Here is a 238-nt window from a genome sequence, read left to right on the forward strand (position 1 = left end):
TTTTGCTCATTTGTTGATACGCGAATGTAGCCAATTTGCATAATTTTTAAACTCCCTCAGAGGTACAAAATTCGGAGGAAGTTATCGGCAGCAAGGCGCGGGGACAATATATAAAACGTCGGTTTAGGAAGTGCGGCATTACGCGATGCATACAGCACAAGCGGCGACATGCTGTCAGTCGGTGATTTTGGAGTCGGCAGTAATACCATTGTTGGTGGTAACACTAACGGCAACATGA

Annotated in this window: 1 protein-coding gene; it reads right to left on the reverse strand. The window is 45.4% G+C overall.

The genetic code is table 11. The annotated features are described in order from the left end of the window. Positions 1-56: 56 nt before the first annotated feature. Positions 57-238 (reverse strand): hypothetical protein (locus MUA00_RS00025; protein ID WP_271121223.1); only part of this gene is annotated, 182 nt, incomplete at its 5' end.

Origin of the sequence: Dryocola boscaweniae (assembly GCF_025215095.1) — a bacterium.
Classification (GTDB): domain Bacteria; phylum Pseudomonadota; class Gammaproteobacteria; order Enterobacterales; family Enterobacteriaceae; genus Dryocola; species Dryocola boscaweniae.